Below are 26,252 nucleotides of genomic sequence, written 5' to 3' on the forward strand. Positions count from 1 at the left end.
CCCCGTTCAGGGGGATGGCCGGGATTCGGCAGGTGTCATGCACGGTCCGTCAGAATGACAGTTGAGAGAGGCCCGACTTGTCCGGGTTTTTTTGCGCCCGCGGCATTCAACTGAATTTTTAGCGTCAGTTGACGATAAGCTCTATTTTGTCTGGAATGTTCAGTGCTGAATAGTTCAAGAAGCAATGTCCGACCTCAGAATATAGTTTCCCTTGAAGTCGTGCGTCTGAACCGTCATTCATCGTCTGCTCTTTTCCAACGATAGAACATTTTCAGGCTATTAAGACCCGTCTTATAGGGAATGATCCCGTCGTGTTGCAGGCGTCCAAGGACAATGCCGGGAGCGATGCCGATTTCTGCGGCAAAGGTTTTGATATCCGCTGCCGACATACTGTCAGCCTTGACGAGCCGTCGCATCTCTGCTGGCGGGATGAGTCTGTCCCTGGCAAAGGCGTCTGCTTCCCTTTCTTTCTCGTCATCGAGTCCATTGCCTTCAATGATCACCGTCTTGCGGCCATGCTTGAGGATGTGGCCGGCTTCGTGGAAAAAGGTGAACCAGAGATGGTCATCGCTTTTATAGCGTAAGCTGAGTTGGATTACCGCGCGATCTCCGAGCCATCTGGTGGCTCCCCAAGTGCCTGTCTTTGGCAGTTCCGGCACAAAAACCACGGCCGCCCCTGCGGAAGCGCAAAGAGAAACTAGCTTGGGCCTAAAAACATGGGGAGGGGCAGTGGTCAGGGTGCGAACGTGTTCAAGAACTTCCAGAAAACGCTTGCGATCAAAAGGGGCGCACTCGATGCGTTGAGCTTGGAGTTCCCCTTGCCGCAGCCACGCGGATACAGCCTCCGCGCACCCTTCGAATCTGGCAGTCTGCCGATAGGCGACCTGGTATTCACTCCAGACTGTTTGCCATTGCGCTGGAGACGCCACGCCGTAATAGCACAGCACCGCGTCGAGCTGCTCAAACGTATCCTTGAGCTTTGGAATCCAGCCCAGCTTTGCCATGGCGGATACAGGAACCCGCTTGAGCCACTCCAGGTACGACGCCATGCGCCGCTGCTCGGCAAGTCGCGTCAGGTCGTCTTGATAGTGGCGTTCCAGGTTGCTCCAAAAGTGGGCCGGGCGCCCCAGAGTGCGTTCGAGTTTCAAAGCCGTTTCAGGAGTGATAGGCGCCTTGGCCTTGATGATTTCGTTGATGGTTTTTTTGGTCAAGCCTGTTCGATCCGCAAGTTCGGCCTGGGTCATGCCCAAATCATCAAGGTATTCTGCCAGCACCTCTCCAGGCGCAACCAGATAGTCCGGAATAAATTTGATATTTTGTTCGTTATTCATGGGTATCCTCCACTCCCAAAATTACGATGGCGGTTACCTTCGACCAGTCCAGGCCGCCATCCTCATGCGTGGGTATCGGATCATGGGCGGGAGAAAAAATCAGACGATAGGGATGATCCAAATCCACGGAAAGCTGACCGTTACGCTTGCCCTGCGCCAGTTCGTGGCATCGACCGGGCCCACTTTTGGGCGGCCAAAAATCCATGAGACAAGCCGCAGCTCGAAACTCGCTCATTCGCAGACGAATTTTTCGAGCACGTTGAACTCCGTGAAGTCTTTCAAGCCGCGCCCCTTCGCAAAATTCCTTTGCAAGTTTTTTGTTTTTGAAAAATATCTCCAAAATAGGCCTCCGTCAATTATGATTAACCTACTTGGTTAACCATTTTTCAATCGATCAGGGCGGGAAAAAGATATGAGGCAGCACGATGCAACGATTCGAGGATAAGCAAATTTTCGAGGCCATAGCGCACGGAGCTTCTGCGATTCAAGACATAATTTCAGGCAGTTGTAGACTACTTAGGTAATTGCTCTGTCTTATTACTGGGTGAGTCGGTAATCTTCAGACGATGGCTGGGTATTGATGTCCAGGAGGAACCCCGCCCCTTGCCCGGAACCGGGTTTTGACCTAGGTTTGCGCCCTCCCGTCCAATTCATCAGCAAGGTTGCGTCAATGATCCACCCGAACATCCTCTCCCTCATCGGCGCCACTCCCGTGGTGTTTCTGAACCGCGTCTTCCCGCACCCCCGCATCCGCCTTGCCACCAAGCTCGAAGCCCAGAACGTCGGCGGGTCTATCAAGGACCGCGTGGCCCTGGCCATGATCGAGGCGGCCGAGGCTTCGGGGGAGCTGACACCGGACAAGACAGTCATCGAGGCCACCAGCGGCAACACTGGCGTTGGGCTGGCCATGGTCTGCGCCGTCAAGGGCTACAAGCTGACCCTCCTCATGCCCGACTCGGCCTCCGAGGAGAGGAAGCGCATCATGCGCGCCTTCGGGGCGGAACTGCGGCTGACTCCGGGGCGCCTGGGCACGGACGGCGCCATCGAGGAGGCCTACCGGCTGGCGCGCGAGGAGCCGCAGACCTACGTGCTCATGGACCAGTTCAACAACCCGGCCAGCATCGCCGCGCACTTCATCGGCACGGGGCAGGAGATCATTGCCCAGACCGAGGGACGGGCCACGCACGTGGTCGTCAGCCTCGGCACCTCCGGCACGGCCATGGGCATCGCCAAGCGCATGAAGGCCTCGGCCCCGCACATCAAGGTCGTGGCGGTGGAGCCCTACGCCGGGCACAAGATCCAGGGTCTCAAGAACATGCAGGAATCCTATCCCCCCGGCATCTACGACAAACGCGCCCTGGACCGCATCGTCCACGTCGAGGACGAGGAGGCCTACGAGTGCGCACGGCGGCTGGCGCGGGAGGAGGGGATTCTTTCGGGCATGAGCGCGGGCGCGGCCCTGGCCGGGGCCCTGCGCATCGCGGGCGAGTTGGACGCGGCCGGTGAGGAGGGCCTTATTGTCTTCATCTGTCCCGACACGGGCGAGCGCTATCTTTCGACCACGCTCTTCGCGCCGCCGGCCAGGCACGGCCTGGGGGTACGCAGCGTGGCCTCCGAGTGCCTGGAGATTCTGGTCAGCCCGGCGGGCGGGCACGCCCTGTTCACGCCGGGGCCCAGCCTCGACGAACTGGGGGATCTGGAGGTCTGGCGGCGGATCGTGTGGCTCGACGTCCTGACCCGGGCCCTGGCGGAGCGGGGACAGCCCGCGCGCATGGCCGTGGGCCTGGCCGACATGGACGACCGCGCCCTGGCCGCGGCCCGCGAGGCCAAAGTCGCCGCGGCGGAGTTCGGGGCCAGGGCCCAGACTGTCATGCTCGAGCAGGCCCGCGCCCTGGGCGTCTCGGACAGCGTCGTCTTCCCCCTGGCCGGGGCCAGCCGGGAACGCGCCCTGGGCCTGGCACGCAAGCTCCTGGCCAAGGGGCAGGCCTACGAGAAACTGCGCTCCGTCTATTTCGACGTGACCCGCGACAAGACCTACGGCCGCACCTCCTGCGTGGACACGGCCGGCATGAACGTCGGCCACACCGTGGACCTGGCCGACTACGTCAAGGAGAACCCGGCCGACTTCACGCTCCTCAAACGCGCCACCCTGCAGGACTTGAAGCTCGGCGACGTCCTTGAAACGGAATGGGGCAAGGTCCGCCCCAGCTGGTTTCTGCAGCTCGCGGCCGCGGCCCTGGATACCTTGGGAACCGTCTCGGTCATGCTCGTGGCCGAGGCGCACCGCTTCCCGCATCTCGACAATTTCAGCGCCATCTGGAACGCGGGCGCCGGCGTGCGGCCCCTGGCCTGGATGGTGGCCCAGTCCGTCACTCCGCGGGAGCCGGACCTCGCCTTGCCGCAGCTGCCCGAGGCCCTCGGCCTGGTGGAAAGCGGGGCGGCCCTGCGTCTGTGGTTCCTGTCGGCCTCGTACCTCAAGTCCCTGGCCTTTTCGCCCGAAAGTCTGGCCATGTGGTCCAAGAACCAGCGCCGGTTGCAGGACGCCTACGCGGCCGCCGTTCTGGGCGGGAAGGGCGAGGGCGTCTCGCCGGACATGGAGCAGGCCATCTACGACCTGAAGACGGCCTTCACGACGGCCCTGGAGGACAATCTGGACCTGGCCCACTTCTGGCCGGCCCTCTTCGCCTTCGCCAAGACCGTCAACGCCCGCGCCGCCAAGCTGAGCGCCCAGGAGGCCAAGCTCGTGGCCGAGCAGCTCCTGGCCTGCGACCGCGTCCTGGGCTTTTTGGATCACGCGCGCCTTCCCCTGGCGCCCCGGAACTGGCCGGCCGCCGCCATCGACCTGGTCGCCCGCCGCGAAGAGGCCCGCAAGGCCCGGGACTTCGCCCTGGCCGATGCCCTGCGCGCCGAGCTGTCCGCCATGAACCTGCGCCTGGAAGACCACCCCCAGGGCCCGCGCCTGTACGTCCAGGAGGGCCGTTCATAAGTCTCTGTTTGTCTGCCGCGCTGACGGGCGTAACACGAGAAATCCCCCGCAAAAGCCAGGCTCTTGCGGGGGATTTCCTTTTTTCGATCCGGGCTGCGCTTTCAGCCCGCGCACGTCTGGGGCTGGCGCGCGCACAGGGCCTTGTGCAGGGCGATCTGGGCCTTGGCGAAGTGGTCGCGCTCGACCACGAACTGCATGTTGGTCTGGCGCGCGGTCTGGGACACGGCCAGGATGTTGATGCCGTCTGTGGCCAGGGCCCCGGCGGCCTTGGCCAGGATGCCGGGCTGGCCGATGTTGGAGCCGATGGCGCAGACGATGGCCACCTTGCGCAGGGTGATCTGCTCGAACCTGTCCTGCAGTTCGGCGATCATTTCCGGCTTGCAGTCGCGGTCGCCGATGATCATGCCAATGGTGTTGGCGTTGGTGGCCTTGCTGATGTAGGAGATGTCGTATTTGGCCAGGACCTGCAGGATGCGCAGGTCGAAACCGACCTCGCCGACCATGCGCGTGTCATGGACCTCCATGCAGGTGACCTTGTCCGATCCGGTCACGATCTCGACCATGGACTTGGGCGCGATGAAGTCCTTGGTGATAAGAGTGCCGGCGTGACCCGGGTCGAAGGCGTTCTTGATGCGGATGGGGATGTTGTTGATTTCCAAGGGTTTCGACGCCTTGGGGTGGATGGCTTCCATGCCCACGTCGGCCAGTTGGTCGGCCACGTCGAAGTTGGTGCTGCAGACCGGGTGGATGTTCTCCACGCCCATGAGCACCGGGTCCCCGGAGCAGAGATGGTATTCCTTGTGGATGATGGCCTCGGACGCGCCCAGGAGAACGGCGACCTTGGAGAAGGTGACCTCGGAGTAGCCGCGGTCGAACTCGCGCATGATGCCTTCGGTGCCCTTGGTGTAGCCCGTGGCGAAGCAGATGGTCTTGAAGGGGTCGATGCCTTCGAAGCTGGCCTTGATGCGCTCGTCGATGGTCAGCTGCCGGCTGTCTTCCCAGCCGCTCAGGTCGATGAAGGTGGCGTCGAAGCCTCGGTTCTGCAGGATGTTGGCCGAGTTGAAGGCGCTGTGCATCTCTCCCAGGGAGGCCAGGAGTTCGCGCGCCGCCAGGAGCAGGGCCTTGCGGGACACGTAGCCCGAGGCCAGGACGTTGTCCATGCTGCGCAGGATGTTGATGGCCAGGTCGATGTGGTCGTCGACGAATTCGTTGGCCGCGGCCAGGTCGAGGCCCGCGTGGACGAAGGTCTCGTTCAGCTTGAAAAGGTGGTCGCGCAGGGCCAGCATCTTCCTGGCGTAATTCTCCTGGTTGCGGAAGAGTTGGTAGATGCCCGGCTCGCCGCTTTTCTTGTGCTCCAGAAGTTCGTTGGTCACGCCGCCGTAGGCCGAGACCACGTAGATGCGGCCGTAGACGTCGGCTGGATCGCGCAGGATGATGTTGTCGACGATCTCCGGAAAGCGGGACATGGACGTTCCGCCGATCTTTTCGACGCGAAGTTTGGCTTTCATGGGCTGTCCTGGAAGGCTGAGGGGTGAAGGGGCGCCGCGGACAGGGCCGGCCGCGCCCGAAAGCCATTGAGGGATATTTCCTAAGGCGGCCAAGCGTCAATACGGGTGAAAAAGAAAATCGATTTTCGACGACCTGCGCCGTGCGGACCAGGGCCAGGTTTGACGCCCAGGACCGCCGGGGCTACAAGGGCGCAAATCCGCAACCCGAGCAGGTACATCATGAAGCGCCTCCTTGCCCTCGTCCTCCTTCTCGTTTCCGTCCTGCCCGCCTCGGCCGAGGGGCCCGTGCACGGTTTGGCCATGAACGGCCAGCCTAAGTACGGCCCGAACTTCACCCACTTCGACTACGCAAACCCCGACGCACCCAAGGGCGGAACCGTGCGCCTGGCGGCCACGGGCACCTTCGACAGCTTCAACCCCTTCATCGTCAAGGGCAACTCCGCCGACGGCCTGGGCCTGCTCTTCGACACCCTGACCGAGCAGTCCCTGGACGAACCATTCACCGAGTACGGGCTTGTGGCCGAGCGCATCGAACTGGCCCCGGACCGCTCTTCCCTGACCTTTCATCTGCGCAAGGAGGCCCGCTTCCACGACGGAAGCCCCGTGACGGCCGCCGACGTGGCCTTCACCTTCAGGACCCTGGTGGAGAAGGGCAACCCGCACTACGCCCAGTACTATGCCGACGTGGAGCGGGTCGAGACCGCCGGCCCCCTGACCGTGACCTTCTTTTTCAAGCCCGGCGCCAGCCAGGAGCTGCCCCTCATCCTCGGCCAGTTGCCCGTGCTCCCGGAGAAGTTCTGGCAGGGCAAGGATTTTTCCGCCTCCTCCCTGGAGGTGCCCGTGGGCAGCGGGCCGTATCGCATCGGCGAGTTCAAGGCCGGCCAGCGCCTGACCTTCGTGCGCGACCCCGGCTACTGGGGCCGCGACCTGCCCGTGAACAGGGGGCGGCACAACTTCGACACCATCATCTACGACTATTACCGCGACCTGACAGTCACCCTGGAGGCCTTCAAGGCCGGGGAGTACGATTTCCGGCAGGAATACAACTCCAAGCAGTGGGCCACGGGCTACACCGGCCCGGCCGTGGAACGCGGCCTGATCCGCACCGAGAACATCCCGCACAAGCTGTCCCAGGGCATGCAGTGCTTCGCCTTCAACACGCGTCGCGAGATCTTCGCCGACCCCCTGGTGCGCAAGGCCCTGAACCACGCCTTCGATTTCGAGTGGAGCAACAGGAACCTCTTCTACGGCCAGTACGCGCGCTCCACGAGTTTCTTCTCCAATTCCGACATGGCCTCGTCGGGTGCGCCGACTCCCGAGGAGACGGCCATCCTTGATCCTCTGGGCCTGCCCGCCGAGGTATCCACCAAGGCCTTCAGCCTGCCCGCCACCGACGGCAGCGGCAACATCCGCGAGAACCTGCGCACGGCCGCAGACCTGCTCAAGGAGGCAGGCTGGGTCGTGCAGGACGGCAAGCTGACCAAGGATGGCAGGCCCTTCGTCTTCGAGATGCTCCTCGTGCAGCCCGACTTCGAGCGCGTGGTCCTGCCGTTCCAGCGCAACCTGGCTCGACTCGGCATCACCATGAGCGTGCGCATGGTCGATACCTCCCAGTATCTGGAGCGCCTGCGCGGCTTCGACTTTGATATGATCGTGACCAGCTTTCCTCAGTCCCTGTCGCCGGGCAACGAGCAGCGCTCCTTCTGGCACTCGGCTTCGGCCGACATGCCCGGGTCGCGCAACTACTGCGGCATCAAGGACCCGGCCATCGACAAGCTGGTGGACCTGGTCATCGCCGCCCCGGACCGCGAGAGCCTCATCCTGCGCTGCAAGGCCCTGGACCGGGCCCTGCTGTGGGGTTGGTACGTCATCCCGCACTGGCATTCCACGTCCTGGCGCGTGGCCTATTGGGACAAGTTCGGGCGGCCGGAGAAGCTGGCCGACTACGGCCTCGATTTCCAGGCGTGGTGGATAGACCCGCAGAAGGAGAAGGACCTGGCGGGGAAGCGCAAGGGCGCGGGGTTGAAGTAGGGTGCGGCTCCATCAAAAAAAACTGTGTTTGCATGAAGTTAAGAGAAAAGACATGGATTCCCGCCTGCGCGGGAATGACTCTGCAATTATTGCGACAGTTCGGCGTTCTCTTCCGACGGAAGCCGCCCGCATCGTCAGAGTGTCATCCCCGCGCAGGCGGGGATCCATGCCTTTTTTTTGACGCACAACAAACGTGAACCGATAACATCCGGAAACAATGCTCGCCTACATCCTGCGCCGTCTGGCCCTCATCATCCCGACACTGCTGGGCATCCTGACGCTCAATTTCTTCATCATCCAGGCCGCGCCCGGCGGGCCCGTGGAGCAGATGGTCGCGCGCCTGCAAGGCCTCGACGTGGCGGCAGCGGCCCGCGTCAGCGGTCCCGGGGCCGATGCGGCCGGCGGTTCCCAGACGGCCCAGGCGTCCTCGAAATCGGCCTACCGCGGGGCCCAGGGCCTGGATCCCGACGTGGTGGCCCGCATCGAGCGCATGTACGGCTTCGACAAGCCCATCTGGGAACGCTACGTGCACATGCTCGTCAGTTACGCCACCTTCGACCTGGGCGAGAGCTTCTTCCGCAGCAAGGGGGTGCTCGAACTCATCGGCGAGAAGATCCCCGTGTCCCTGTCCCTGGGGCTGTGGAGCACCCTCATCATCTATGCCCTGTCCATTCCGCTGGGGATCATGAAGGCCGTGCGCCACGGTTCGCGCTTCGACGTCTGGACCAGCACCGTCATGATCGTGGGCAACGCCATCCCGGTCTTTCTCTTCGCCATCCTCCTCGTGGTCCTGTTCGCGGGCGGCAGCTACCTCGACTGGTTCCCCCTGCGCGGGCTGACCTCGCCGGGCTGGTCCGAGTTTTCCCTGTGGCATAAGGTCACGGACTATTTCTGGCACCTGGCCCTGCCCGTGACGGCCATGGTCATCGGCGGCTTCGCCACCCTGACCATGCTGACCAAGAACTCCTTCCTGGACGAGATCGGCAAGCAGTACGTGGTCACGGCGCGGGCCAAGGGTGTGAGCGAGCGCGGCATCCTCTACGGTCACGTCTTCCGCAACGCCATGCTGCTGGTCATCGCCGGCTTCCCGGCGGCCTTCATCTCCATGTTCTTCACCGGTTCGCTCTTGATCGAGGTCATCTTCTCCCTGGACGGCCTGGGTCTCTTGGGCTTCGAGGCGACCATCAGCCGCGACTACCCCGTCATGTTCGGCTCTCTCTACATCTTCACCCTCATCGGGCTGGTCACCAAGATCATCTCGGACCTGACCTACGTGCTGGTGGACCCGCGCATCGACTTCGAAGGCAGGGAGGGCCGATGAACCCCATCACCCGACGCCGGCTGCGCGCCTTCCGGGCCAACAGGCGCGCCTTCTGGTCCCTTTGGATCTTCCTGTTCGTCTTCCTGGCCAGCCTCGGGGCCGAACTCGTCGCCAACGACAGGCCGCTGCTGGTCTGGTACGATGGGGGCCTGTACGCGCCGGTCCTGAAGAAATACCCCGAGACCGCTTTCGGCGGCGATTTCGAGACCGAGGCCGTGTACCGCGACGCCTACGTCCAGGAACTCATCGACGCCAAGGGCTGGATGCTCTGGCCGCCCATCCGCTACAGCTACAAGACCATCAACTACGGCCTGCCCGTGCCGGCCCCGGCCCCGCCATCGGCCGAGAACTGGCTGGGCACAGACGATCAGGGACGCGACGTCCTGGCCCGCATCATCTACGGCGTGCGCCTGTCCGTGCTCTTCGGCCTGACCCTGACCCTGGGCAGTTCCGTCGTCGGCGTGGCCGTGGGCGCCTTCCAGGGCTACTACGGCGGGCTGACGGACCTGGCCGGGCAGCGCTTCATGGAGATCTGGTCGGGCATGCCCGGGCTCTTCATCCTCATCATCCTGGCCTCCATGGTCGAGCCGGGGTTCTGGTGGCTCTTGGCCGTGACCATGCTCTTCTCGTGGATGAGCCTCGTGGACGTGGTGCGGGCCGAGTTCCTGCGCGGCCGCAACCTGGAGTACGTGCGCGCGGCCAGGGCGCTGGGGCTGCCGGACCGGACCATCATGTTCCGGCACATCCTGCCCAACGCCATGATCGCCACCGTGACCTTTCTGCCTTTCATCGTCAGCGGGTCCATCACCACGCTCACCTCCCTGGACTTCCTCGGCTTCGGCCTGCCGCCGGGCTCGCCGTCCCTGGGGGAACTGCTGGCCCAGGGCAAGAACAACCTGCAGGCCCCCTGGCTCGGGCTCTCGGCCTTCGCGGTCCTGGGCGTCATCCTGAGCCTTTTGGTTTTCATCGGAGAAGGAGTGCGTGATGCCTTTGATCCCCGCCACAACGCCTAGCCGGTCGCCCGTGACGCCGCAGGCGGGTCGCGCGGAGCCGCTCCTGAGCGTCCGCGACCTGCGCGTGGATTTCGCGGTGGAAGGGCGGAGCGTCGCGGCCGTGCAGGGCGTGTCCCTGTCCGTGCTGCCGGGCCGGACCACGGCCCTGGTGGGGGAGAGCGGTTCGGGCAAGTCCGTGACGGCCCTTTCCGTCCTGCGCCTTCTGCCGCCCTCGGCGCGCGTCGGCGGGGAGATCCGGTTCGAGGGGCGCGACTTGGCCGGGCTGGACGAGGCGTCCCTGCGCGAGGTGCGCGGCGGGCGCGTCGGCATGATCTTTCAGGAGCCCATGACTTCCCTGAACCCCCTGCACGCCATCGGCCGCCAGATCGGCGAGGCCGTCGGCCTGCACCGGCCCGGCGCCGATGCCCGGGCGCGCACCCTGGAGCTGCTGGAGCTGGTCGGCATCCCGGACCCGGCCTCGCGCCTGGGGGCCTTCCCGCACCAGCTCTCGGGCGGGCAGCGGCAGCGCGTCATGATCGCCATGGCCCTGGCCAACGATCCGGCCCTGCTGATCGCCGACGAGCCGACCACGGCCCTGGACGTGACCATCCAGTCCCAGGTCCTGGGCCTGCTGCGGGACCTGCAGGGGCGGCTGGGCATGGCCATCCTGCTCATCTCCCACGATCTGGGCGTGGTGCGTCACATGGCCGACGAGGTGCACGTCATGCGCGAGGGCCGCATCGTCGAGCACGGCTCGCGGGATGAGATTTTCTCCGCGCCGTCGCACCCCTACACCAGGGCCTTGTTGACCAGCGCGCCCGCTGGACGGCCGGACCCTCTGGACGAGGCGGCCGGGAACCTGGTGGAGGCCAGGGGCGTGCGGGTCTGGTTCCCGCAGGGGAAGACCTTCCTCGGGCGTCCCACGAGTTTCATCAAGGCCGTGACCGACGCGGACCTGACCATCCGCCGGGGCGAGTCCCTGGGCGTGGTCGGGGAGAGCGGATCGGGCAAGACCACTTTGGGCCTGGCCCTGCTGCGCCTGCTGCCGAGCGGTGGCGAGGTCGTCTTCGACGGGCGGACCCTGTCGGCCATGCGCGAGAGACAGGTCCGGGACCTGCGCCGGAATTTTCAGATCGTCTTTCAGGACCCGTACGGCAGCCTCAGCCCTCGCATGACCGTTGGCCAGATCGTGGCCGAGGGCCTTGACGCGCACAGACTGGCCTCCGGATCCGAACGGGAGCGGCGCATCGCCGAGATTCTGGAGGCCGTGGACCTGGACCCCTCCGCCATGCACCGCTACCCCCACGAATTCTCGGGTGGCCAGCGCCAGCGCATCTCCATCGCCCGGGCCCTGATCCTGCGGCCCGAATTCCTGGTCCTGGACGAGCCCACCTCGGCCCTGGACCGCACGGTGCAGTTCCAGATCGTCGAGCTGCTGCGCGACCTGCGGGCCCGCTTCGGCCTGACCTACATGTTCATCACCCACGATCTCTCCCTGGTGCGGGCCCTGTGCCACCGCGTCGTCATCATGAAGGACGGGCGCATCGTGGAGCAGGGGGATACAGGGGCCATTTTCGAGCGGCCCGGCCAGGAGTACACCCGCGCCCTGCTGGCCGCCGCCCTGGAGTGACCGCGTGACCACCATCCGCAAATTCGTCTCTCCGGCGTTTCTGCCGGTTTATTTCTTCGCCGGGACCATTCTTTTCGGCGGCATCCTGCTGCACCTCTCGGCCGCCCAGAACGGTACGGCCATCTCTTGGCTCGACGCCATGTTCACTTCGGTCTCCGCGACCTGCGTGACGGGCCTGACCGTGGTGGACACGGGCACGACCTTCTCGACGTTCGGGCTGACCGTCCTGGCCGCGCTGATCCACGTCGGCGGCCTAGGCGTCATGACCTACACGAGCCTGGTCTTCTACCTCTGGCGCCGGCGCGTGACCCTCACGGACCGCCTGGCCGTGGGCGAGTCCCTGCTGGGCGACCCATCTTTCAGGCTGGGACGTTTCCTGGTCCGGGTCTTCGTGGTCTGCCTGAGCATCGAGGCCGCGGGGGCCATGGCGCTGCAGGCCTTCACCGGCGGCGAGATGGGCTGGTTCGGGGCGTTCTTCCACGCCGTGTCGGCCTTCTGCAACGCCGGCTTCGCCCTCTACCCGGACAACCTCATGCGCTTCGGCGGGAATCTGCCCGTCAGCCTCGTCTTCATGCTTCTCATCTTTCTGGGGGGCATCGGCTTCTACGTCCTCGTGGAATTGCCCGGGTTTTTCGGGTCGCTCCTGGGTTTCAAGCGCCTTTCGGGGCGGCTCAGCTGGCAGAGTTCCCTGGTCATCCGCACCAGCCTGTGGCTCGTGCTCTTGGGCTGGGCCGTCTTCCTCTGCATCGAAATGCCTCAGGACGGACTCTTCACGGCCGTGCTGCAAAGCCTCTTCCAGTCCGTGACGGCCCGCACGGCCGGGTTCAACACCATGGACATCGGCGTCATGACGGATACGTCCCTTTTCGTGCTCGTCCTGCTCATGGTCATCGGCGGCTCGCCAGGGTCCTGCGCCGGCGGCATCAAGACCACGACCCTGCGCGTACTGCTCGGCTTCGGCGCATCCCAGGTCAAGGGACGTGAACAGGTCGTGGTCGAGGGCTACGCCGTGGACGGCTCGACGGTGAACAAGGCCATGACCCTGACCATTTTGGCCGTGGTCCTCGTCCTGGTCTCGGTCTTCATCCTGACCGTGACCGAGGGGGCCAACGTGCCGCACCAGATGGTGCGCGGCAAGTTCATCGAGCTCTTTTTCGAGGCCGCGTCGGCCTTCGGCACCGTGGGACTCAGCACCGGCTTGACCCCGCACCTGTCGGTCCCGGGCAAGCTCGTCGTCATGATGCTCATGTTCGTCGGGCGTCTGGGGCCCATCGTCTTTCTGACCATGCTGCAGGCCTGGCAGACCCGCGAGCACTTTCGCCGCGCGGAACGCAACATGCTCATCGGCTAGGAGATCATATGGCACGCAAGGAATTCGGGGTGGTGGGCCTTGGCAAGTTCGGCCTGAGCCTGGCCCGGTCCCTCATGAGGCACGGCCAGCAGGTTGTCGGCCTGGACATCGACCCGGACAAGGTCAAGGCCGCGGCCGAGACCCTGACGCACGCCTACCAGGCCGAGGCCGTGGACAAGACGGCCCTGCAACAGCTGGGTTTCGGGGAACTGCCGGAGGTCATCGTCAGCACGGGGCATTCCATGGAGGCGAGCATCCTCGTCACCCTGTTCCTGAAGGAGCTGGGTTGCCGCAGCGTCACGGTCAAGGCCATCAGCCACGACCACGAGAAGGTGCTGCGCAAGGTCGGGGCCGACTCGGTCATCTTCCCCGAACGATACGCCGCCGAGCAGCTGGCCGCCAAGCTGGCCGTGCCGGGCCTCATCGACTACCTGCCGCTGGGCACCAATGTCATTCTGAAGGAACTGGTGGTCGACAAGTGGGCCGGCAAGAACCTGCGCGAGCTGAACCTGACCAATGCCTACGGCATCCAGGTCGTGGCCGTGCGGGCGGCTGACGAACAGCATTTCGTGTTCGTGCCCAAGGCTGATGCGGCCCTGCAGCAGGGGGACACGCTGGCGGTCATCGGGCGGGGGGAGAGTTTGGAGGGGCTTGTATCCTGAAGGACAGACGGTGGATGATGGACTATATGGACGCAATGGACGAGATGGACGGGATGGACTGGTAAAATATGGCGCGAGTGCAGATTGAGACGCCGCAGGCGTGGCTCTTCCGGGCGCGGCTGTCGGTGCGGGTTTCGGACGTGAATTACGGAGGGCACTTGGGCAATGACCGGGTGCTGGGGCTGGCGCACGAGGCGCGGGTGATATGGCTGTCGTCCCTGGGGCTGTCCGAGAAGGACGTGGGCGGGGCGGGGCTTATCATGGCCGACGCGGCCCTGCTTTTCCGGGCCGAGGCTTTCCTGGGCGACGAACTGGATGTTGACCTGGGTGTCACGGAAGTGCGGCGCTCGGGTTTTGAGCTGGTCTATCGGTTGACCCGTGTGTCCGACGCGGCCGAGATCGCCGTGGTCAAGACGGGCATGGTCTGCTTCGACTACGCGGCGCGAAAGGTCGCGCGGGTTCCCGAGAGTTTCGCCCACCTGCTGGGGTCGCAAGCGTGATGCGTTGCCGGATCAGCCACAAGCTTTTCCTGTCCGACATGCCTGAGTCCGTGAAGGACGCGGTCATGGCCGAGCTGACCATGGAGAACCCCAAGTGGCTCGAAAACCTGAAGATGGGCCGCACCAATTTCCGCGTCTCGCGGCACCTCAAGTTCTACTCGGCCCGCAAGTGCGGCGGGCTCATCGTGCCGCGCGGCTACGGCGAGCGTCTGGCGCGCATCTGCGCCGACCTGGGCGAGACTGTCGAGTACGAGGACGAGCGCCGCAGCCTGCCCGAGGTGGACTTTGCTTTCTCCGGGGAGCTGCGCCCCTACCAGCACACGGCCTGCGAGGCCATGCTACGCCGGCGCTTCGGCACCCTCTGCGCGCCCACCGGGGCGGGCAAGACCGTCTGCGGCCTGTCCCTCATCGCCAGCCGCCGCCAGCCGGCCCTGGTCATCGTGCACACCCGCGACCTGGCCATGCAGTGGGTGGAGCGCATCGAGCAGTTCCTGGGCATCCCGGCCCGCGAGGTCGGCATGATCGGCAGCGGCAGGAGCCGCGTGGGCGAGCGCGTCACCGTGGCCACGGTCCAGTCGGTCTACGCCAGGGCCAAGGAGCTAAAAAAACGCGTCGGCCATTTGGTGGTCGACGAGTGCCACCGCGCCCCCAGCCGAACGTTCACGACGGCCGTGACGGCCTTCGACAGCGCCTACAGCCTGGGCCTCTCGGCCACGCCGTATCGCCGCGACGGCCTGACGCAGCTCATCTTCTGGCACCTGGGCGCCATGCACGCCCGCATCGACGGCGAAGACCTGATGGACAGCGGCGCCATCCTGCGCCCCCAGATTTGCATCAGGCCCACGGAATTCTTCACCCGCCGGGACCCTTCGGAGGAATACGCCCTCATCATCGCCGACCTGACCGAGGACAGGGAGCGCAACGCCCTCATCGTCGACGAGGTGGAGCGGGAAATCAGCGCCGGAGGCGGGGTGGCCCTGGTGCTGTCCGACCGCAAGGGGCACTGCCGCGCGCTACAGGCCATGCTGTTGGAGCGCCACGGCATCGACGGGGCCGTGCTGACGGGCGATACGCCCCTGCCCGAGCGCAAGAGTCTGGTCGGTCGCATCCAGGACGGTCGCGAAAAGGTCGTCTTCGCTACGGGCCAGCTCATCGGCGAAGGCTTCGACGCCAGCAACCTGACCTCCCTCTTCCTGGCCACGCCCGTAAAATTCAGCGGCCGCCTCATCCAGTACCTGGGGCGGGTGTTGCGGCCTTCCATTGGAAAAGCTCAACCAAAGGTTTATGATTTTGTGGATTCGCGGGTGGGGGTTCTGGACGCCGCGGCCCGTGCGCGAGCCGCGGTCTACGAGGAGATTTTCTCGGCCTAGACGGTCCCGCACCGCCGCGATGACTTGGGATTGGGGGCGTTGTCCGTCGCGGGCCTTCGTTGCGGATATGGCGGCGATGGGCACTCATCCCCGTTTGGCGGGCACGAAAAATGCCGAGTCCTGCCACCTTGAACCGACCCCCAGAATTCTCCAAGGATGAGTGTCCGTTGTTTGTCGTCGCGCAGCGCTGCGTTGATGATGGAATCCAACCCGACACGACAGGGCTTCAGCCATTCATCCCCAAGGAGGATCCATGGAACCCGCACCAGACACCCTTGCCTCGACAATCCAGGCCCTTCCGGACAAGATTCAGGAAATCCGCGGACAACGTGTCCTGCTCGATGCCGATCTGGCCGAACTCTTCGGGGTGCCGACCAAACGCTTCAACGAGCAGGTCAGGCGCAACCTGGAACGGTTCCCGGCGGATTTCATGTTCATATTGACGGAGCAGGAAAAAGCCGAGGTGGTCGCAAATTGCGGCCACCTCGCAAAATTGAGGTTTTCACCGTTCCTGCCCCGCGCCTTCACCGAACACGGTGCCATCATGGCGGCCACGGTGCTCAACTCCCCGCGGGCCGTCGAGATGAGCGTGTACATCGTGCGGGCTTTCGTCAGGTTCCGCGAGATGCTGTCCTCACATCGCGAGTTGTCTGCGAAACTCGGGGAACTCGAAGCGCGTCTGGACGACCATGACCAGGCCATCAGCGGCCTGATCCGGGCCATGAAGGCGCTCATGGAGCCCGAAGCGCCACGCAGGCGTCCCATAGGGTACATCACTGACGCCGGAGATCACACACGAACAGATGACGGCTCGCGTCAATCCATGGTTAGTGAGAAACCATGAACGCAAACTGTGACGCCCTTGCTTCGACAATTCAGGCCCTTCCGGACAAGATTCTGGAAATTCGCGGACAACGGGTCCTGCTCGATGCCGATCTGGCCGAACTCTTCGGGGTGCCGACCAAGCGGTTCAACGAGCAGGTCAGGCGTAACGTGGAAAAGTTTCCGCCGGATTTTATGTTTGTCCTTACAAAACAAGAAATTATGAACTTGAGGTCGCATTTTGCGACCACAAGTGGCGGGCATGGCGGCCGGCGGTACAGTCCGCGCGCTTTCACCGAACACGGTGCCATCATGGCGGCCACGGTGCTCAACTCCCCGCGGGCCGTCGAGATGAGCGTGTACATCGTGCGGGCTTTCGTCAGGTTCCGCGAGATGCTGTCCTCACATCGCGAGTTGTCTGCGAAACTCGGGGAACTCGAAGCGCGTCTGGACGACCATGACCAGGCCATCGGCGGCCTGATCCGGGCCATGAAGGCGCTTATGGAGCCCGAAGCGCCACGCAGGCGTCCCATCGGGTATATCAGAGGTTCCGAAGACTGAAGCCTGCTCCGGCGCCTTGGATTCTGTCGGCCAGAATCTCCATGTAAAACATCTCGAATTCCGCCATTTCCATATCGCCCCGTCGCAGCCACTCGGCCAGCCAGGCCGTTCGCAGGGCCAGGGTCCAAGTAGGCAGGTGGGCTTCCAGTTCCGCATCGAGCAGTCCTTCATTCCGGGCGGTATCCAGAAATGCGCGGGCGAACGCCCCGTCCAGGGCCTCTTCGTCCTCGCTGCCCACGCAGCCCAGGACCAGGGCCATGTCGTGCAGGGCGCACTTGGGTCCGCAGAACTCCCAGTCGATGGCCGCCAGGATGCGGTCTTCGCCCCAGATGACATTCAGGGGGTGCGGGTCGCCATGGCAGAAGACTTTCGGCAGGTCACCGCACGCATTCAGGCTGCGGTCCAGCAGGGAGAAGATCGCGGCCAGCCGGCCGTGGATCTGCGGATGCAGGCGGCGGGCGTCGGTCTCGATGCGGCGAGCGTAGGCGCGCAGGTCGAATGACGGTTCGTTCAGGTCCATGTCGCGGGCGGCCCGGCGCATGTCCGCCAGGTAGCGGGCCAGGGTCTCGCCGCGCCAAGCGTCGCGCCAGTACGTGCCGCGATCCAGGGGCACGCCGTCGAGAAACGGCGAGAGCTGCCAGTGGCGTCCGTGCGCGTGTTGGATGGATGCGCCGTCCTTTCCATGCAAGGGGGCGGCCACCGGCAGCCCGCGGCTGGACAGGTGCGTAAGGCGCGCGGCGATGACGGCCTTGCGGGACACGGAGCCGGCGTCGAGTTCTTCCAAAAGCCAGTCCGCCCCTCCCGCCCGGACCACGACGCGGTCCAGGCAGCGCTCGGGGCTGCCCTGGATGGGGATTTCGGGCCTGGCGCATTCCAGGCGCAGACCCCAGGCAGAGAGGATGGTGTTCAGGAAACCAGGGGTGAGGTTCATTCCGATCGAGGAGTCGAACTCACCAGTTGCGGTTCACGTAGCGGATGACGAGGAAGGCCAGGACCGCGATGACCACGACCATGCCGGCCAGCAGCCCGAAGATGTCCGTGCTCTTGCCCAGGAAGCGCAGTGCCCCCATGGTCAGCACGCCGACGATGCCGCCGATCCAGAGCAGTGCGTTATGCTTCTTCAAGGTTAACCTTCTTTGCGGGATGAACGCCATTGCCCGGAACTGGCCCCCGGTGACGGCGCTTCGTAGGGTGCTTTGTTTTCGTTGAGACGATCGATCCAATAACCTGGCCTGCGTCGCAAATTCGCCACCGCCACGATTTCGAGATGATCGTGCCGAACATGGTAGATGATGGAAAATGGGAAGCGTTTGGTACGACAGCGACGGGTGCGGGTCGTAAAGGGACTCCAGGCCGAGGGATTCAATTTCAGGCGGGCTACGGCCGCAATGACTTCATCCATGAACGCCGCCCCCAGGCCGGGTTCGCATTCTTCATAGTACTCGATCGCGTGCACCAGTTCGGCGCGTGCGAGAGGGTGGAAGCTGACGTTCATCTGCCGAGGCGTTGCCGAATGTCGTCAAAGACCTCCGCACCGGGAATGGATTGCACCTGGCCACAATTCAGGTCGTCGATTCGGCGTTCCGCCTCGATTGCCCATGCGTGTTCAACTTCCCTGTCGATGGGGGCGTTGAGGCTTTCAAGCAGTGTTTCCACGATCCGTATCCGGTCCTCGCAAGGCAGGGACAGGATTTCTTCCGTCAGTTTCGCAGTTGTCGTCATCGGTGTGACCTCCGGTGACCCGTGGAGCGGGACACGAAATCCGAGTTGTCTTGGTCTCGGCTATCGCGGGCGTCGTGACAAATCAAGCTCGACCGCGTCTGTCGTATCGGCTGGTCTGAAACGAAAAGGGCAGGTGCGTCCAATCCTGAACGCACCTGCCCTTAAGGGTGGTCGGGTGCCCTAGTGGTCTGCCGGCTGGTTGGTCAGGCCCATGGTTTCGAGGAAGTGGAAGATGATGGACATGATCATGCCGACCACGGTGCCCAGGGCCATGCCCTTGAGCTGGACCGTGCCGATGTTCACGGCCGTGCCGCTCAGGCCCACGATGAGGACGATGGCGGTCAGGATCAGGTTGGCCGGCTTGGAGTAGTCGACCTTGGACTCCACCAGCATGCGGATGCCCGAGGCGGCGATGACGCCGAAGAGCAGGATGCAGATGCCGCCCATGACCGGAGTCGGGATGGACTGGATGAAGGCCGAAAGCTTGCCGACGAAGGCCAGGCAGATGGAGATGACGGCCGCGCCGCCGATGACCCACACGGAGTAGACGCGGGTGATGGCCATGACGCCGATGTTTTCGCCGTAGGTCGTGACGGGCACGGAGCCCATGAAGCCCGACAGGGTGGTGGAGATGCCGTCGCCCAGCAGCGAGCGGTGCAGGCCGGGGTCCTTGGTCAGCTCGCGGCCGACGATATTGCCCGTGACCACGAGGTGTCCGATGTGCTCGGAGATGACCACCAGGGAAGCCGGGATGATGATCAGGATCTTGTCCCAGTCGAAGGCGGGGGTGTAGATGGTCGGCATGGCGAAGACCGGGGCGGCCGAGATGATGCCGAAGTTGACCATGCCCATGGCGATGGACACGCCGTAGCCGACGATGATTCCGATCAGGACCGGGATGACGGCCATGAAGCCTTTGAAGACGATGGAGCCGAAGGCCACGACGAGCAGGGTGACCATGGAGACGATGATGGCGTTCATGTCATAGGCCCCGGCCTTATCGGGCATGATGCCGGCCATGCCCGTGGCCACGCCTGCCAGTTCCAGGCCGATGAGGGCCACGATGGGGCCCATGGTGGCCGGCGGCAGCACGATCTTGATCCAGTCGGAGCCGAACTTGCCGATGATCAGCGCCACGGTGCAGAAGATGAGGCCTGAGACGATGAATCCGCCGAGGGCGTAAGGGTAGTTGCCGCCCCACATGGCCGTGTCGGCGCCCAGGACCACGAAGACCGGGGATAGGAAGGCGAAGCTCGAACCCAGGAAGGCCGGCGCCTTGCCCTTGCACAGGAAGAGATAAATGAGCGTGCCGATGCCATTCATGAGCAGCACGATGGCCGGGTCGATCTTGAACAGGGTGGGGACCAGCACCGAGGCCCCGAACATGGCGAAGAGGTGCTGCAAACTGAGTGGAATCCCTTGAAGAAGTGGAACTTTTTCCTCGACCTGAATGATTCTTCTGCTCATGAAATGTCCCTCGATGGATGATGTGTTGCAAGGCCAAATGGGCCCGTCCCGCGCACACGCCGCACGGGGCCTGCCGCGCAGACCCCAAATCTGCAGTCTCGTACATGCAGAGCCGTGGGTGGTCAAGGACGTCGTAGGTGGCGAGTCAGTCTTTGAAGGGAGCCAGCAGGCGCAGCACGCAATCAAGATGGCGAGGTTCGGGCTGGCGCAGGTTGTGGATGCGACCGATGACGCCGTGGATGCGTTTGCCCGAAAAGACTTCAATGGCTTTGCAGTTTTCGGTGCGGTCGGTTTCGGGCACGGCATCGACGGGGTCCAGGAGTACCCCGCCCAGGCAGTCCGCTCCGCGCGCGGCGATGGCTTCGAAGGTTAGCCTGGTGTGATTGATGGTCCCCAGACCGGCCCGGCCGGCTACGAGGATCGACGACCGTGTCGCCAGGGCCAGGTCGAGCATGGTCGTGTCCGCCGTGATCGGCACCAGGACGCCGCCGGCGCCCTCGACAACCACCGTGTCGTGTCGTGCGGCATGGCCAGCGATGAAATCGACCAGATTTTCGAAGTCCACGGGGCTCCCGGCGAAGAGGGGCGCCTTGGGCAGGGGGCGGAGGCTGTGGATGCACTCCGCGGGCTTCATGCCGGCGGGCAGCCCTCCGGGGAGGTGGCGATGCAGGAAGGCCGGGTCGGAATCCGCGTCCGGGTCGACGCAACCCGTCTGCACGGGCTTGAGGTACACGGCGTCTCGGCCGGCCAGGGCGCGCATGACCAGGAGGCTCAGCACGGTCTTGCCGACGTCCGTGTCCGTGCCGGTGATAAAGATGACTTTTCCGGGCCGCGTCATGCCTCGTCCCCCAGGCTGGCGACCAGGGCGTCGCGCAGCTTCCGAACGTATTCACGTGTGTGCAGGGCGGTCAGGTTGACGCGCAGGATGGCCTGGCCCAGAGGCACGGTCGGGTAGCGCGCGGCAAAGGCGAGCACCCCGCGGTTGCGCAGGGCCGCGGCCAGACGGGCGCATCGGGCTTCGTCGCCGACCTCCAGGGCCAGAATGTGGGCCTCACCGCGCACCGGGAGGACGTCGCCCAGGGTTGTCCGGGCCTCGTCCCCCAACCGCCGCAGTCCTTCCCGGACCTCATCCGCCGCGGCGACCCGCTCCAGCATGGCCAACACCATGTCCCCGTGCCAGGGCGGCAGGGCAGTGGTGTAGATGAATCCCTGACCGAAATGGACGAGATGGTCGCGCACCGCCTCTGGGCAGAGGATGAAGGCCCCGAACAGCCCGAAGGCTTTGCCCAGGGTGCCCACGGCCACGTCGGCCACGCCCGGCGCCAGCCCCCGGCCGCCGTCGCCCAGCGCGCCGAAGGCGTGGGCTTCGTCCACGACGCACAGGAAGCCGAATTCCTCCTTGAGACGCCTGAGCGCTCCAAAGTCGGGGCTGTCCCCGTCCATGCTGAACAGGGACTCGGTCAGCACGGCCTGCACCGGGTGCGCCCGCAGAATCTTCTCCAGATGGTCCATCCGGTTGTGCCGGAAGGTGTGGAACGCGGCCCGGCTGTGGCGCGCGCCGGCCACCGTGCTGGCGTGGGCGCGCTTGTCCAGGGCCAGGGTGTCCTTGTCGTTGAAGATGGTGGCCAGCAGGGTCAGGTTGGCCAGGAAGCCGCTGCCCAGGATCAGGCAGGATTCGTATCCGAAATGTGCGGCCAGGGCTTTTTCGGCCGCCAGGGTCGAGGCTGCCGTGCCCGTGACCAGGCGCGAGGAGCCCGAACCGCAGCCCTGCAGGCGGCAGAGATCGGCCAGATGCGCGCGCATGTCCCGGTCCTGGGCCAGGCCCAGAAAGTCGTTGGAGGAGAAGTCCAGGAGATCTTGTCTTTCCACCATTGCGTAGACGCCGCGGTGTTCGGACACGGCCAGGAGTTCCCGGCCCAGGCCGGCTGCCCTGCGGGCTTCCACGTCGGCGCGCAGTCTGCTCAGGAGCGGGTGCATAGGGCCTCGAAGCGCTGGCGGAAAAAGGTGTCGGGGGACGCCAGGGGTGTATGCCCCATGACCATTCGGCAGACCCGCGTGTCGTCCGTGACGACGTTGTAGGCGGCCCCGGCCGAGGTCTCGGCGACGAGGGTCGCGTGGATGGTCAGCGGGCTGCGGCCCAGCCCCGGGTCATGGACAAGGTCCGAGACGGACGCGAGGAATGAGCGGATCGCGAAGTCATGGCGGCGGCGCAGATGCAGCCCGCAGGCCTGGGCAAGGGCTTCCAGGGCCAGATAGGGCGGCAGTCCGGCTGCGGTCCGGGCCACGATTTCCCTCGCGTCGCATGACACGACGGCATCCAGGGCCACGGAAGGGTCGAAGGCGGAAAAGTCCGCACCGGGCGCGTCCTCGACCCTCACCGCTGCGTGGCGTGCATCCGGGCTCATGCCGCGTCCTTCCCGGCCTTGAATTCTTTGAGGCCCAGACAGGCGTTCTGCCCGCCGAAGCCGAAGCTCTGCAGGAGCAGGTTTTTGGGCCGCAGGGCCATGGGCCTGCGCAGCAGGGGGAGATCCGGCCAGGCCGGGTTTTCGAGGTTGGCGATGGACGGGAAACGGCCGGCCTCGGCGCAGACCAGGCCCACGGCCAGCTCCGCCGCGCCGCAGGCCGAGGCCAGATGCCCCATGCGGGACTTGAAGGCGCACACGGCCCGGGCGTTGGGGACGGTCCCGGACAGGACTGCGGCCTCGGCCTCGTCGTTGAGGACCGTGCCCGTTCCGTGGGCCAGGACGCAGAGGTCTCTGGTGCCGAGCTTCTCCATGCACTGCCGCACGGCCCTGGCGGCCGACGTTCCCGCGGGGTCCGGACCCGTCAGGCTGCCCCCGTCCAGGGACGAGGACGCGCCGACGACCTCGGCCAGGACCTTCGCCCCCCGCGCCGTGGCGTGCTCCAGGCTTTCCAGGACGAACATGGCCGCGCCTTCGCCGATGGCGAAGCCCGAACGGTCGCGGTCGAAGGGGCGGCAGGCCTCCTCGGGCCGCACGAAATCCGTGGCCAGCACGCCGGCCTGGCGGTAGGCCCGCACGCCCTCGGGCGACAGGCGCGAGTCGCCGCCGCCGGCCAGGGCCACGTCGGCCAGGCCCGCGGCCACGGTCCGAAACGCCTGGCCCAGGGCCTGGGTGGAGCCTGCGCAGGCCGTCATGACCGTCAGGTTCTCTCCGTGCAGGCCGAGTGTTTCGGCCAGGGTCGCGGCCAGGGTGTTGGGCAGACAGTCCAGCAGCCACAGGGCCTTGTCCTCCCGCGGGACAGCCTGGAGGTTCGGCCCCAGGCCCAGAAAGAGCCCGGCGCGGTCCAGGTGCTGCGGGCCCAAGGCCGCTTCCGCCACGGCGCGGACGGCCGCGGTCAGGCACAGTTGCTGGCCGCGAGTCAGGTAGCGGGCGTTCTTGCAGCGGCCCACGTGGGACCGCAGGTCGAAACCGGCCACGGGGCAGACGGACACGTGCCTGTCCCCGGCCCAGCGCTCGAAGGGGCCGTGCGGTTCTTCCAGGGCGGCCAGGACCTCTCCGGGCGTCGAACCCAGGGGCAGGATGAAGCCGCTGGCCGTGATGACCACCCGGCGGGCCATCAGTCCTCCGCTTCCCCGGCGCGGTCGGCGGCGTAGGCGGCCAGGTCGCGGACCTTGATCACGGGCCCGGCCTCGTGGTCGGCCAGGATTTCGGCGATGCGGGCGCGGTCCAGGTGCGGGTACTCGGCGGCCATGGCTTCCTCGGGGGCCTTGCCCGCCTTGGCGGCGCGGGCCAGGACCTGGCGCATGTTTTTCAGGAACAGGGTGTCGTCGTCGACCTCCATGTCCAGGCGGTGCTGCATGGCCACGCCGATTTCGAGCAGGTCGATGGATTCGGCCCGCAGGTCGCGCACGACGTAGGTTTCGGGCGTGATCTGGGCCGGGTCCAGGTCGAGGATGTCGGCCAGGATGCCAGTGATGGAAGCCGTGATGTTTTCGATGTTGCTCATAGGTATTTTTGCGCCGTCAGTCCGGCGTCCATGGTGATGGTGGTGCAGGTCAGGGCCAGGGCCTGGTCCGAAAGGAGAAAAAGGAGCGTCGAGGCGGCCTGCTCCAGGGCCACGACCTTGCCGCCGAGGTTCTGCCGCCTTTCGCCTTCGTCCATAAAGCGCTTGCCCCGGCCGGCATCGACGAGTCCCAGGCGCAGGCTGACGGAGGTCACGCCGCGCGTCCCCAGTTCCAGCCCCAGGCTCTGGTACAGCCCCTCGGCCGCGCGCTTGGCCGCGCCGTAGAAGGCCTGGCCCGGCGCGGGCAGGGCCGCGGCCGTGGACGAGACGAAGACGAGCCGTCCGAAGCGGCGGGGCAGCATGGACCGGGTCACGGCCCGCAGCAGGCGCAGACGGCCGGAAATATGCGCTTCGAGGTAGCCCTCGGCCTCGTCGCCCGCGGCTGCGGCCAGACCTTCGAGGTCGCCCTGGGCCAGGTCCACGAGGTAGTCGACGCCGACGTCCAGGATGGGGGCGAGGCCCGCGAAATCGCGGTCGCCCAGGTCCAGGAGGGGGCTTGCCAGCTCCGGGAAGCGCCGGGCCACGGCCTCGCGACCCGCTTCCGAGACATGGGTCGGGATCACGGTCACCCCTTCCTCCCGCAGCAGGGCGGTCAGGGCCAGGCCCATGTCGCTCCCGCCGCCGAGGATGAGGGCCGTGCGGCCGCGAAAGGAGAGCTTCACGGCGCGATCCTCCCCCGGGCGAAGACGGTTTCGCCCCGGTTCAGGGTGCAGGCGAACTCCCCGCCGCGGTCCTCGATGCGCAGTTCGTACGCGCCGGGTGCGGCGAAGCGGGCAAAGGAGAAGCGCCGGACCGTCAGGGGTCCGGCATGGCCGAGGCGCGCGCGCACGGCCTCCAGGCACAGGCCCATGATCAACGTGCCAGGCACCACGGGGTTGCCGGGGAAGTGCCCGTTGAAGCAGGCGTCGTCCGGGTCGAAGGACACGGGCAGGGTCAGCCTCCCGGCCGCCTTCAGATCCATGAGCCCTGCTCCAGCATGCGCGTGTCGGCGTCCAGGTCCCGGCCGCGTGTGGTCAGGTAGTTGCCGATCATCATGCCGTTGGCCCCGGCCAGGGGCAGCCAGGACTGGTAGTCGCCCAGGACCCGCTCGCGCCCGCCGGCCACTGTAATGTCCGCACTGGGCAGCATCAGCCGGAAGAGCGCCACGGACTTGAGGGCGTCGTGGGGCGTCAGCAGTTCCATGTCCTGCAGGGGCGTGCCCGGGATGGGGTTCAGGAAATTGAGCGGTACCGTGTCGACCTTAAGTTCCGCCAGGGTCGCGGCCAGTTCGATGCGCTGGTCCCAGGACTCGCCCAGGCCAAGGATACCGCCCGAACAGACCTGCAGGCCGTGTTCTTTGGCCAGCAGCACGGTTTCGATGTCCTGATCGTACTCGTGGGTCGTGCAGATGGCCGGGAAGTGCGAGCGAGCCGTCTCCAGGTTGTGGTGGTAGCGGGACAGGCCCGCGTCGACCAGGCGGCGCACGTACTCCGGCGTCAGCAGGCCCAGGGACGCGCTCAGGGAAAGGTCCGTGCGTTGCCGCAGTTCCCTCAGGCAGGCGCAGACGCGCTCGATTTCGTCCTCGGCCAGGCGCAGGCCGCTGGTCACGATGGAGTAGCAGGACGCCCCGGCCGCATGCATGCTCAGGCCGCGCTCCACCAAGTCCTCCAGCGGGAGCAGGGGGTGCGTCGGGCTGCCGGTGCGGTAGTGGCCGCTCTGGGCGCAGAAGGCGCAGTCCTGGGAGCATGTCCCGGACTTGGAGTTGATGATGGAACAGGTGAAGGACACGCGCCCCCTGGCCTTCATGACCGCGTTGGCGGCGAAGAGCAAGCCGGTGGTGTGTTCCCGGCCGAGGGCGGCCAGGGCGCGGCCGTCATCCTGCGTCAGGGCTCCGCCCTGGAGGATGTGGTCGAGAAGGGTGCTGACGAGTGGGTTGAGCATGGTTTTTCCGTGAGAGGCGGCAGTATTCGGGGCATTGTGCCTTGTCAAATGC

Annotated in this window: 27 protein-coding genes; 11 read left to right on the plus strand and 16 right to left on the minus strand. The window is 65.4% G+C overall.

The window, feature by feature from the left end:
• Positions 1–233: 233 nt before the first annotated feature.
• The gene (locus ACYQ3G_RS09950; RefSeq protein WP_459825450.1) at positions 234–1,331 is read right to left on the minus strand and encodes a HigA family addiction module antitoxin; all 1,098 of its coding nucleotides are present in this window, start codon (positions 1,329–1,331) and stop codon (positions 234–236) included.
• Entirely contained in the window at positions 1,324–1,671 is a 348-nt protein-coding gene (locus tag ACYQ3G_RS09955; protein ID WP_459825452.1) for a type II toxin-antitoxin system RelE/ParE family toxin, read from the minus strand. The genes ACYQ3G_RS09950 and ACYQ3G_RS09955 overlap by 8 nt, the downstream gene beginning before the upstream one ends.
• Before the next feature lie 330 nt (positions 1,672–2,001).
• Here ACYQ3G_RS09955 and ACYQ3G_RS09960 point away from each other — a divergent pair, with 330 nt between their 5' ends.
• Positions 2,002–4,317 carry a cysteine synthase gene (locus ACYQ3G_RS09960; RefSeq protein WP_459825454.1) on the plus strand — a complete coding sequence of 772 codons (2,316 nt, stop codon included), beginning with the start codon at positions 2,002–2,004 and terminating at the stop codon, positions 4,315–4,317.
• A 101-nt stretch (positions 4,318–4,418) separates the two neighbouring features.
• Here the strand turns inward: ACYQ3G_RS09960 and ACYQ3G_RS09965 are convergent, their stop codons facing one another.
• Positions 4,419–5,825, minus strand: coding sequence for an aspartate kinase (locus tag ACYQ3G_RS09965; protein WP_459825456.1), 1,407 nt, complete (start codon positions 5,823–5,825; stop codon positions 4,419–4,421).
• A gap of 219 nt (positions 5,826–6,044) precedes the next feature.
• Here ACYQ3G_RS09965 and ACYQ3G_RS09970 point away from each other — a divergent pair, with 219 nt between their 5' ends.
• The 10 genes from ACYQ3G_RS09970 (at position 6,045) to ACYQ3G_RS10015 (ending at position 17,065) form a co-directional block, all read left to right on the plus strand.
• Positions 6,045–7,856, plus strand: coding sequence for an extracellular solute-binding protein (locus tag ACYQ3G_RS09970; protein ID WP_459825458.1), 1,812 nt, complete (start codon positions 6,045–6,047; stop codon positions 7,854–7,856).
• A 217-nt stretch (positions 7,857–8,073) separates the two neighbouring features.
• Positions 8,074–9,177, plus strand: coding sequence for a microcin C ABC transporter permease YejB (locus ACYQ3G_RS09975; protein ID WP_459825460.1), 1,104 nt, complete (start codon positions 8,074–8,076; stop codon positions 9,175–9,177).
• Entirely contained in the window at positions 9,174–10,190 is a 1,017-nt protein-coding gene (locus tag ACYQ3G_RS09980) for an ABC transporter permease (protein WP_459825462.1), read from the plus strand. The genes ACYQ3G_RS09975 and ACYQ3G_RS09980 overlap by 4 nt, the downstream gene beginning before the upstream one ends.
• Positions 10,162–11,799 carry an ABC transporter ATP-binding protein gene (locus ACYQ3G_RS09985; RefSeq protein ID WP_459825464.1) on the plus strand — a complete coding sequence of 546 codons (1,638 nt, stop codon included), beginning with the start codon at positions 10,162–10,164 and terminating at the stop codon, positions 11,797–11,799. The genes ACYQ3G_RS09980 and ACYQ3G_RS09985 overlap by 29 nt, the downstream gene beginning before the upstream one ends.
• A 4-nt stretch (positions 11,800–11,803) precedes the next feature.
• Positions 11,804–13,150 carry a TrkH family potassium uptake protein gene (locus ACYQ3G_RS09990; RefSeq protein WP_459825466.1) on the plus strand — a complete coding sequence of 449 codons (1,347 nt, stop codon included), beginning with the start codon at positions 11,804–11,806 and terminating at the stop codon, positions 13,148–13,150.
• Between the two features lie 8 nt (positions 13,151–13,158).
• A complete protein-coding gene (locus ACYQ3G_RS09995) occupies positions 13,159–13,812 on the plus strand; it encodes a potassium channel family protein (protein ID WP_459825468.1) in 654 nt (217 codons plus the stop codon).
• A 68-nt stretch (positions 13,813–13,880) separates the two neighbouring features.
• Positions 13,881–14,312: a thioesterase family protein gene (locus tag ACYQ3G_RS10000; protein ID WP_459825470.1), complete on the plus strand. Its 432-nt coding sequence runs from the start codon at positions 13,881–13,883 to the stop codon at positions 14,310–14,312.
• A complete protein-coding gene (locus ACYQ3G_RS10005; RefSeq protein ID WP_459825472.1) occupies positions 14,312–15,682 on the plus strand; it encodes a DEAD/DEAH box helicase in 1,371 nt (456 codons plus the stop codon). The genes ACYQ3G_RS10000 and ACYQ3G_RS10005 overlap by 1 nt, the downstream gene beginning before the upstream one ends.
• A gap of 253 nt (positions 15,683–15,935) precedes the next feature.
• The gene (locus ACYQ3G_RS10010; RefSeq protein WP_459825474.1) at positions 15,936–16,526 is read left to right on the plus strand and encodes an ORF6N domain-containing protein; all 591 of its coding nucleotides are present in this window, start codon (positions 15,936–15,938) and stop codon (positions 16,524–16,526) included.
• Positions 16,523–17,065: an ORF6N domain-containing protein gene (locus tag ACYQ3G_RS10015; RefSeq protein WP_459825476.1), complete on the plus strand. Its 543-nt coding sequence runs from the start codon at positions 16,523–16,525 to the stop codon at positions 17,063–17,065. Before ACYQ3G_RS10010 ends, ACYQ3G_RS10015 begins: the two co-directional genes overlap by 4 nt.
• On the opposite strand, the gene ACYQ3G_RS10020 is transcribed toward ACYQ3G_RS10015, so the two are convergent.
• The 13 genes from ACYQ3G_RS10020 to bioB form a co-directional block, all read right to left on the minus strand.
• Complete coding sequence (locus tag ACYQ3G_RS10020; protein WP_459825478.1) at positions 17,046–17,996, minus strand: phosphotransferase enzyme family protein; 951 nt, start codon at positions 17,994–17,996, stop codon at positions 17,046–17,048. The genes ACYQ3G_RS10015 and ACYQ3G_RS10020 overlap by 20 nt on opposite strands.
• Positions 17,997–18,015: 19 nt before the next feature.
• Positions 18,016–18,189 (minus strand): hypothetical protein, encoded by a 174-nt coding sequence (locus ACYQ3G_RS10025; RefSeq protein WP_459825480.1) that lies wholly within the window; start codon positions 18,187–18,189, stop codon positions 18,016–18,018.
• 2 nt (positions 18,190–18,191) lie between these two features.
• The gene (locus ACYQ3G_RS10030) at positions 18,192–18,560 is read right to left on the minus strand and encodes a type II toxin-antitoxin system RelE/ParE family toxin (protein ID WP_459825482.1); all 369 of its coding nucleotides are present in this window, start codon (positions 18,558–18,560) and stop codon (positions 18,192–18,194) included.
• Positions 18,557–18,787: an addiction module protein gene (locus ACYQ3G_RS10035; RefSeq protein WP_459825484.1), complete on the minus strand. Its 231-nt coding sequence runs from the start codon at positions 18,785–18,787 to the stop codon at positions 18,557–18,559. The genes ACYQ3G_RS10030 and ACYQ3G_RS10035 overlap by 4 nt, the downstream gene beginning before the upstream one ends.
• 180 nt (positions 18,788–18,967) lie before the next feature.
• A complete protein-coding gene (gene uraA, locus ACYQ3G_RS10040; protein WP_459825486.1) occupies positions 18,968–20,254 on the minus strand; it encodes a uracil permease in 1,287 nt (428 codons plus the stop codon).
• 145 nt (positions 20,255–20,399) lie between these two features.
• On the minus strand, positions 20,400–21,092 hold the full coding sequence (gene bioD / locus ACYQ3G_RS10045) for a dethiobiotin synthase (protein WP_459825488.1): 693 nt from the start codon (positions 21,090–21,092) through the stop codon (positions 20,400–20,402).
• A complete protein-coding gene (locus tag ACYQ3G_RS10050) occupies positions 21,089–22,231 on the minus strand; it encodes an aminotransferase class I/II-fold pyridoxal phosphate-dependent enzyme (RefSeq protein WP_459825490.1) in 1,143 nt (380 codons plus the stop codon). The genes bioD and ACYQ3G_RS10050 overlap by 4 nt, the downstream gene beginning before the upstream one ends.
• Positions 22,216–22,659: a hypothetical protein gene (locus ACYQ3G_RS10055; RefSeq protein ID WP_459825492.1), complete on the minus strand. Its 444-nt coding sequence runs from the start codon at positions 22,657–22,659 to the stop codon at positions 22,216–22,218. Before ACYQ3G_RS10055 ends, ACYQ3G_RS10050 begins: the two co-directional genes overlap by 16 nt.
• Positions 22,656–23,834, minus strand: a complete 1,179-nt coding sequence (locus tag ACYQ3G_RS10060; RefSeq protein ID WP_459825494.1) for a beta-ketoacyl-[acyl-carrier-protein] synthase family protein — start codon at positions 23,832–23,834, stop codon at positions 22,656–22,658. Before ACYQ3G_RS10060 ends, ACYQ3G_RS10055 begins: the two co-directional genes overlap by 4 nt.
• Positions 23,834–24,223, minus strand: a complete 390-nt coding sequence (locus tag ACYQ3G_RS10065; protein WP_459825496.1) for an acyl carrier protein — start codon at positions 24,221–24,223, stop codon at positions 23,834–23,836. The genes ACYQ3G_RS10060 and ACYQ3G_RS10065 overlap by 1 nt, the downstream gene beginning before the upstream one ends.
• Positions 24,220–24,942, minus strand: coding sequence for an SDR family NAD(P)-dependent oxidoreductase (locus ACYQ3G_RS10070; RefSeq protein ID WP_459825498.1), 723 nt, complete (start codon positions 24,940–24,942; stop codon positions 24,220–24,222). Before ACYQ3G_RS10070 ends, ACYQ3G_RS10065 begins: the two co-directional genes overlap by 4 nt.
• Complete coding sequence (locus ACYQ3G_RS10075; protein ID WP_459825500.1) at positions 24,939–25,241, minus strand: ApeI family dehydratase; 303 nt, start codon at positions 25,239–25,241, stop codon at positions 24,939–24,941. Before ACYQ3G_RS10075 ends, ACYQ3G_RS10070 begins: the two co-directional genes overlap by 4 nt.
• Complete coding sequence (gene bioB / locus ACYQ3G_RS10080) at positions 25,232–26,200, minus strand: biotin synthase BioB (protein WP_459825502.1); 969 nt, start codon at positions 26,198–26,200, stop codon at positions 25,232–25,234. Before bioB ends, ACYQ3G_RS10075 begins: the two co-directional genes overlap by 10 nt.
• Positions 26,201–26,252: the final 52 nt, after the last annotated feature.

This window comes from Desulfomicrobium salsuginis (genome assembly GCF_054657795.1).

Excerpts from the sequence above, each read along its gene's own strand:
- ACYQ3G_RS09950 (WP_459825450.1), bottom strand. The coding sequence starts at position 1,331 with ATGAATAACGAACAAAATATCAAATTTATTCCGGACTATCTGGTTGCG.
- ACYQ3G_RS09960 (WP_459825454.1), top strand. The coding sequence starts at position 2,002 with ATGATCCACCCGAACATCCTCTCCCTCATCGGCGCCACTCCCGTGGTG.
- ACYQ3G_RS09965 (WP_459825456.1), bottom strand. The coding sequence starts at position 5,825 with ATGAAAGCCAAACTTCGCGTCGAAAAGATCGGCGGAACGTCCATGTCC.
- ACYQ3G_RS09970 (WP_459825458.1), top strand. The coding sequence starts at position 6,045 with ATGAAGCGCCTCCTTGCCCTCGTCCTCCTTCTCGTTTCCGTCCTGCCC.
- ACYQ3G_RS09975 (WP_459825460.1), top strand. The coding sequence starts at position 8,074 with ATGCTCGCCTACATCCTGCGCCGTCTGGCCCTCATCATCCCGACACTG.
- ACYQ3G_RS09980 (WP_459825462.1), top strand. The coding sequence starts at position 9,174 with ATGAACCCCATCACCCGACGCCGGCTGCGCGCCTTCCGGGCCAACAGG.
- ACYQ3G_RS09985 (WP_459825464.1), top strand. The coding sequence starts at position 10,162 with ATGCCTTTGATCCCCGCCACAACGCCTAGCCGGTCGCCCGTGACGCCG.
- ACYQ3G_RS09995 (WP_459825468.1), top strand. The coding sequence starts at position 13,159 with ATGGCACGCAAGGAATTCGGGGTGGTGGGCCTTGGCAAGTTCGGCCTG.
- ACYQ3G_RS10000 (WP_459825470.1), top strand. The coding sequence starts at position 13,881 with ATGGCGCGAGTGCAGATTGAGACGCCGCAGGCGTGGCTCTTCCGGGCG.
- ACYQ3G_RS10005 (WP_459825472.1), top strand. The coding sequence starts at position 14,312 with ATGCGTTGCCGGATCAGCCACAAGCTTTTCCTGTCCGACATGCCTGAG.
- ACYQ3G_RS10010 (WP_459825474.1), top strand. The coding sequence starts at position 15,936 with ATGGAACCCGCACCAGACACCCTTGCCTCGACAATCCAGGCCCTTCCG.
- ACYQ3G_RS10015 (WP_459825476.1), top strand. The coding sequence starts at position 16,523 with ATGAACGCAAACTGTGACGCCCTTGCTTCGACAATTCAGGCCCTTCCG.
- ACYQ3G_RS10020 (WP_459825478.1), bottom strand. The coding sequence starts at position 17,996 with ATGAACCTCACCCCTGGTTTCCTGAACACCATCCTCTCTGCCTGGGGT.
- ACYQ3G_RS10030 (WP_459825482.1), bottom strand. The coding sequence starts at position 18,560 with ATGAACGTCAGCTTCCACCCTCTCGCACGCGCCGAACTGGTGCACGCG.
- ACYQ3G_RS10035 (WP_459825484.1), bottom strand. The coding sequence starts at position 18,787 with ATGACGACAACTGCGAAACTGACGGAAGAAATCCTGTCCCTGCCTTGC.
- uraA (WP_459825486.1), bottom strand. The coding sequence starts at position 20,254 with ATGAGCAGAAGAATCATTCAGGTCGAGGAAAAAGTTCCACTTCTTCAA.
- bioD (WP_459825488.1), bottom strand. The coding sequence starts at position 21,092 with ATGACGCGGCCCGGAAAAGTCATCTTTATCACCGGCACGGACACGGAC.
- ACYQ3G_RS10050 (WP_459825490.1), bottom strand. The coding sequence starts at position 22,231 with ATGCACCCGCTCCTGAGCAGACTGCGCGCCGACGTGGAAGCCCGCAGG.
- ACYQ3G_RS10055 (WP_459825492.1), bottom strand. The coding sequence starts at position 22,659 with ATGAGCCCGGATGCACGCCACGCAGCGGTGAGGGTCGAGGACGCGCCC.
- ACYQ3G_RS10060 (WP_459825494.1), bottom strand. The coding sequence starts at position 23,834 with ATGGCCCGCCGGGTGGTCATCACGGCCAGCGGCTTCATCCTGCCCCTG.
- ACYQ3G_RS10065 (WP_459825496.1), bottom strand. The coding sequence starts at position 24,223 with ATGAGCAACATCGAAAACATCACGGCTTCCATCACTGGCATCCTGGCC.
- ACYQ3G_RS10075 (WP_459825500.1), bottom strand. The coding sequence starts at position 25,241 with ATGGATCTGAAGGCGGCCGGGAGGCTGACCCTGCCCGTGTCCTTCGAC.
- bioB (WP_459825502.1), bottom strand. The coding sequence starts at position 26,200 with ATGCTCAACCCACTCGTCAGCACCCTTCTCGACCACATCCTCCAGGGC.